This window comes from Candidatus Eisenbacteria bacterium (assembly GCA_013140805.1).
In the GTDB taxonomy this organism is placed as follows: Bacteria; Eisenbacteria; RBG-16-71-46; order RBG-16-71-46; family RBG-16-71-46; genus JABFRW01.
Genome location: JABFRW010000071.1, coordinates 1 through 5,632 on the forward strand (window position 1 = coordinate 1; position 5,632 = coordinate 5,632).

Genomic DNA, 5,632 nt, shown 5'->3' on the forward strand with positions numbered 1-5,632 from the left:
AACAGGGCTCCCGCAACACCCGCGAACGCCATGCCGACCACTTGCGACGCCATCACCCACGGATGCGCCGGGCCGTAGGGATTCAGCAGCGTGTAGGCGAGCATCGTGAGTCCCGCCACCGCAGCGCCGTCTCGCATGCCGAGCAGCACGCCCGCCGCGAATGCGGACAGCGTCAGCATTTCGAAGTTCGGGATTGATTCGGCGTAGGCGCCGGTCAGCCCGACCGCCATGACGAGGGCCGCGTAGGCGGTGCGACGGGACGATGCGCGAGACGCGAGCGTGATCGTTCCTCCGGCGGGGCGGTGCAGGGTCGGGGCGCGCGACAAGTTACGCAGCCGCTCCGAGCGCGTCAACGCGCGAGGCGCTCAGCCGGTGACGCCGGCGGCCTGCTTGAGCGCGTCCAGCACCGCGGTCGGTACGCCCTGACTGCCGAGATCGGTGCCTCGCGCGTGCCCGTGGAAGTCCGAGCCACCGGTCTCCACCAGCCGGAAGCGACGCGCGAGTGCCCGGTAGCGGCGCACCGTGGCCACGCCATGCGCCGGATGCCAGATCTCGATGCCGCGCAGTCCGCGCGCGACGAGCCGCTCGATCACCGGATCCGCCAGTGCGGAACCGGGATGCGCGAGCACGCTGACTCCATCGCTTTCGTGCACCAGATCGATCGCTTCCTCGGGTCGGAACGAGGGACGCTGCACATACGCTGAGCCGTGCGGGCCGAGGTAGCGCTGGAACGCCTCGTCGATGCTGGTCACGTGTCCGGCGCGCAGCATCGCTCCCGCCACGTGCGGCCGGCCCACCACGCCGGGACCAGCGGTATCGAAGACATCGTCGGGATCGAGCGGCAGTCCGAGTGCCTCGAGGCGTCGCAGGATTCCGACCGCGCGTTCGCGCCGCTCGTCCTGGAATCGCTCGAGTCGTTCGCGCAGGCGCGGATGCGAAGGATCGAGGTAGTAGCCGAGGATGTGAAGGTCGGTGCCGTCGGCGTGAGCCGACAACTCGATCCCGGGCACCAGTTCGAGCGAGGTTCCGGCCGCCACGCGAGCGCGCGGGATCGCTTCGAGCGTGTCGTGGTCGGTGACCGCGAGGGCCGCCAGGCGACGTTCACGAGCACGCTCCACCAGTGCCTCGGGCGACAGCAGCCCGTCACTGAAGAAAGTGTGCGCGTGGAGATCGACCCGCCGGCCGCCCGTCATGCGGGGCGGCCGCGGCTTCACGCCAGCCCCAAACTCTGTCGGAGTGCGCGCAGCTTGAGCGCGACGTCGGAGTAGTTCGCCTGCTGGGCGAACACGCGCTCGTATTCCTCGAGCGCGGCCTTCGCGTCGCCGGCCGTCTCGTGTGCGAGTGCCAGCTGGTAGCGCAGCCCCAGCACGGACTCGGTCGAGAGGTGCGGTGAACGCAAGACCTCCGACAGTTCGCGGATCGCCTCTTCGAAACGACCCTCGTCCACCAGGCAGCGTCCGATCATCTCGGATGCGCGATGCGTGAACGCGGGATCGGCCGCGGCCAACCGGAAACCATCCACCGCCTGCGTGAGCAGGCCCATCTCGCGGTATGTCATGGCGAGATCGTAATGGCTCTGGGCGTCGCCGGAAAGCTGAGCTTCGATGCCGCGATGGAACTCCGACAGCAGAGCACCAAGGTCGAAGCTCACCGCCTCGGCCCGGCCGAGGGACAGGGCGACCTTGCCGTCCTCCCCCTCGACGGCCGACACGGAGGGCGCAGGGTTGGCGCCCACGGGTGCCATTCCGACCGGCTCGGGAGCGGGCGGCAGCGGAGGATTGACGCTCGCCATGTGGTTCGGCGAGGGCAGTTCGGGACTCGGCGCTTCTTCCAACGCGACGGGCGCGACGGGGGCCGGCTGGCTCGTCAGCTCCGCCAGGCGGGCCAGTCGGCGCGGCGCGATCGCGTTGTCGGGATCGGCGTCGCAGGCACGCTGGAACCACTCGCTCGCCGACGCGACGTTGCCGTCGTTCAGTGCGCGGTCGCCGAGTTCACAGGAGACTTCGGCGGCCTCGCGACGGTCACCGCGGCGCTCGCAGTTGCCGAGCCACAGCTCCAGCAGGCGCGGCGAGGTTTGCGGTCCGCGCGCAAGGCTCCGGAAGATCGAGGCGGCGTTCTCGAGCCGCTCCGAGCGTTCGTAGGCCATGGCGGCCTCGACCAGCAGTTCGGCGGCCCCCTCGCGATCGCCGCCACGGAAGCGTTCCTGGGCGCGTGCGAGCAGCGACTCGATGTCGGCGATGGTCAGCTTGGGCGGTTCGGAGTCGTTGGTGAATGACGGCGCGTCGTTCGGCGCAGACTCGGCCGCGTCGTCGTTCGGAATCTCGTAGATCGGAGGTTCGGCGGCATGGGCGGCGCGTTCGGCCAGCGCCACCGCCTGCTCGAAGCGATGAGAGGAGTCGTCCTCGTCGATCGAGATCTCGTGCACTTCCTCGATCTCGTCGGTCAATTGTGAGTCGTCGAACTCCGCGTGTGCGGCCGCTTCGGCGGCGGCGATCTCGAGCATCGCGCGCGCTTCATCGTCGCCGCGATGGTCTTCGCTCGCCTCAACTGCGGCGTGGGTCTGCGCACCGGCCGTAAAGCCATCGTCGGCACCAAGGCGCGGGGGACCCGAGGCGTAGCCGTCGTTCGAATCGAGTGAGTGCGGATTCGACGTCGAGTTGATCACCGAGTGCGGCACCCGCTCGAAGTCGAGGCCGGGCGGAGCGAACGGCTGCGGCACGATCGACTCGGTCCCGAGCGAAATCATGTCGCCCATGCGCTGCGGCGCTCCGCCGTCTTCGGCCAGACGCAGGCGTGGCGGGCCCTCGGGGCGGTCGTGCACCATCTCGCCGTCCTGCGGCATCTCCCCCGCGGATTCGGACGGCGTGTCGCCGGGAGGATCCAGATCCAGCGAATTCGAATCATAGGCGCTCACGTTCGGCGCCGGTTCCTGCATCTGCCGCCCTCCGCTCGACGACGCGAACTCCGCCATCACTCCGGGGCGCAGTTGCTCGGCGCGCTTGCGGCACCGTTCCACCTGATCGAGCTGACCGAGCCGATCGTAGGCGTGAGCCGCCTCCGCCATTCCGAGCGCTGCCTGGCGCGGATCATCGGCGAGCGTCCATGCCTCGCTGAGTCGCTCCAGCGCCTTCACTTCCTCGGGGCAGGCGTCGAACGCCTTGCGCAGCGCCTCCGCGGCTTCCTTCGGCCGCGAGTCGCGCACCAGCGTCTCGGCGTATTGCATGAAGTAGAGCGAAGCCTCGGTGCCGAGGCCGTCGAGCGCGTGCAGGGTGGCGAGTCGCTCCAGCACCTTGGAGGGCGCGAGCGACAGCCGCATCATCTTCTTGCACACGGCGATGGCATTCTTGTAGAGGCCGGCCTTTTCATAGGCACCGACCGCCGCAAGATAGCGCTGGACCGCCTGGTCGTGATCGCCCCGCTTGTAGTGCAGGTCGGCGATCAGGACGAAGTTATAGGGGTCCGAGTCCTGCGCTTGTACGAGTTTTTCGTACTCGTTCAGCGCCCCATCCAGATCACCGTTCTGGATGCATCGCTGCGCGCGCCGCTTGATCTCGTTCGCCTTTTCCAAGTTGGCAGATCTCCCGAACGGAACGCGCGTTCCGTCGATGAGCCCGGGCCTGCAAGCAGGTCCGGAGATTTCCAGTCCCTAGGAAACATCGAGCGCGGAGCGAACGGCAGCCTGGCATTCCTCCGAGTCGCGAATCAGCGCGTCCCGGAGTCGGCGAACGTCCAACTCCACGACCTGCTTATCGGCCGAAGCGGCGACGGACTTCAGATTGATTTCCACGTTGAGGAGTGCGGCCTCGGCGGCGGCCCGCGCCAGCAGCCCCGCCGCACCCGCATCGGTGACCGCGTTCACGTTTCCGATCCGCGCCGCCAACCCCGCCAACCGCAAGACCTTGCCGCACGCCTGTGCGGCCGTGAGCGGCACCCGGGAGGCCTCGAGATTCGCCTGGTTGAGGGCGGTGGCCCGCGCCGCGACCTCGGCCGGGCTGCTCTGAGCCAGCCGGCCCGCCTCGAGCACCGCCTCGAACGCCTCGCTGTCCGCTCGCGCGAGCGCCAGCAGCTCCCCTCTCAGTCCCTCCGCCTCGGTCTTGAGCGCCCGCAGCTCCGACTCGTGGGCGGCGTACTTCTTCTTGCCGATCGAGAGGCTCGCCACCATGGCCGGCAGACACGCGGCGAGTGCACCGCTGAAGGCCGCGACCGTGCCGCCACCCGGGGTCGGGGTCGGCCCCGCCACCTGGTCGAAGAACGAGGCGATGGTGACCGCCTCGGTGAGCGGTGGCTGCTTGAGGCGCAGCTCCAGCACCTGGTCACGCCGGAAGTTCTCGAGTTGCAGCGCGTGTTCGGCCACGTCGAGCAGCGCATGGAGCGGCGTGAGCCCGACCACTTCGCAACCCGAGATCGTCGCGCCGTAGCGCGCGGCCTCGTCGCGCACCAGCGCGAGCACGCGGTGGATCGGAGTGGCCTCGGTGTTCACGAGGTTCATGCTCACCTGCGCACGGCGCCCGTCCTCGATCGAGAATCCGAGCGCGCGCACGTTCTTGAGCCCTCCGCTCTGCTCGCGGACCGCTTTCGCGACCGCCTTCGCAATCCGCACGTCTCCGGTGTTGAGGTTGGCATTGAAAGCGACCAGGAAGCGTCGCGCGCCGATCGCGGTCGCACCCGCGGTCGGATGGATGCGATCGGGGCCGAAGTCGGGCCGCTTCGCCGCATCGGTGCCGATCTGCTCGCGCAGGCCCTCGAACTCGCCGCGCCGCACGTCGGCCAGATTGACCCGCTCGGGTCGGCTCGCGGCCGATTCATAGAGGAACACGGGAATTGCCAAATCGCTCCCGACCCGCGCGGCAAGAGTGCGTGCGTAGCCCGCGCAGTCGTCCAGCGTGACGCCTTCGATCGGGACGAACGGCACGACGTCGGTGGCGCCCATGCGGGGATGCTGTCCCTGATGCTGGTTCAGATCGATGAGTTCGGCGGCCTTGGCGATCGCACGGAACGCCGCCTCGATCACCGCTTCGGGCTCGCCCGCGAAGGTGAGCACCGAGCGATTGTGATCCGGGTCCAGCTCGTGTCCGAGCAGCGTCACCCCGGCGACCGACGCGATCGCCTGCACGATGGCATCGACCACTTCCGGACGGCGGCCTTCTGAGAAATTCGGAACGCATTCGACGAGACGGGCCATCGGCGGGGCTCTCCACGACGGAACGAGGTGCGGCGCATTCGAAACGGAGCGCATGCTACCGCGGAGCTCGAAGCGGCGAAAGCTCGACGCTTCGCAGCCCGCGCGTGCCTCGTCGCTTGTGGCCCCGGGTTCGATGTCCGATCATCCGCGCCGTGCGCCTGACACGGACGTCTTGGGGCGAGCACGTCGGACCGATCCTGGTCGCCGTCCTCGGAGCATGGCTGTGCGTTCAGCATGCCGAGGCGTGGTCACTCGGCCGTCGCTCGCCGGTGCTCGGCTTCGATGCCGCGCAGTACTCGGTGGCCGCGCGCGAGTTCGCCCGCCATGGCCGACTCGCGACCACGTTCGCGCTCCCGATCGAACTGGCGCACGACGCCTCGCCGCCGTGGCCGCTCGCGGTGGTGCAGCCGGGCCTGGTGCTCGCGGAGGCCGCGATCGAGCGACTGGCGC

5 protein-coding genes are annotated in these 5,632 nt (G+C 69.1%); 1 reads left to right on the forward strand and 4 read right to left on the reverse strand.

Going from position 1 to position 5,632, the window contains the following annotated elements; translation table 11 throughout:
* The 4 genes from HOP12_06260 to ftcD form a co-directional block, all read right to left on the reverse strand.
* On the reverse strand, positions 1 to 326 hold a 326-nt coding region (locus HOP12_06260), incomplete at its 3' end, for a hypothetical protein (protein ID NOT33759.1).
* Between the two features lie 39 nt (positions 327 to 365).
* On the reverse strand, positions 366 to 1,214 hold the full coding sequence (locus tag HOP12_06265) for a PHP domain-containing protein (GenBank protein NOT33760.1): 849 nt from the start codon (positions 1,212 to 1,214) through the stop codon (positions 366 to 368).
* Entirely contained in the window at positions 1,211 to 3,568 is a 2,358-nt protein-coding gene (locus HOP12_06270; protein NOT33761.1) for a hypothetical protein, read from the reverse strand. The genes HOP12_06265 and HOP12_06270 overlap by 4 nt, the downstream gene beginning before the upstream one ends.
* Before the next feature lie 78 nt (positions 3,569 to 3,646).
* On the reverse strand, positions 3,647 to 5,182 hold the full coding sequence (ftcD, locus tag HOP12_06275) for a glutamate formimidoyltransferase (protein NOT33762.1): 1,536 nt from the start codon (positions 5,180 to 5,182) through the stop codon (positions 3,647 to 3,649).
* Between the two features lie 152 nt (positions 5,183 to 5,334).
* On the opposite strand from ftcD, the gene HOP12_06280 reads away from it, so the two are divergent.
* Positions 5,335 to 5,632 (forward strand): hypothetical protein (locus HOP12_06280; protein ID NOT33763.1); only part of this gene is annotated, 298 nt, incomplete at its 3' end.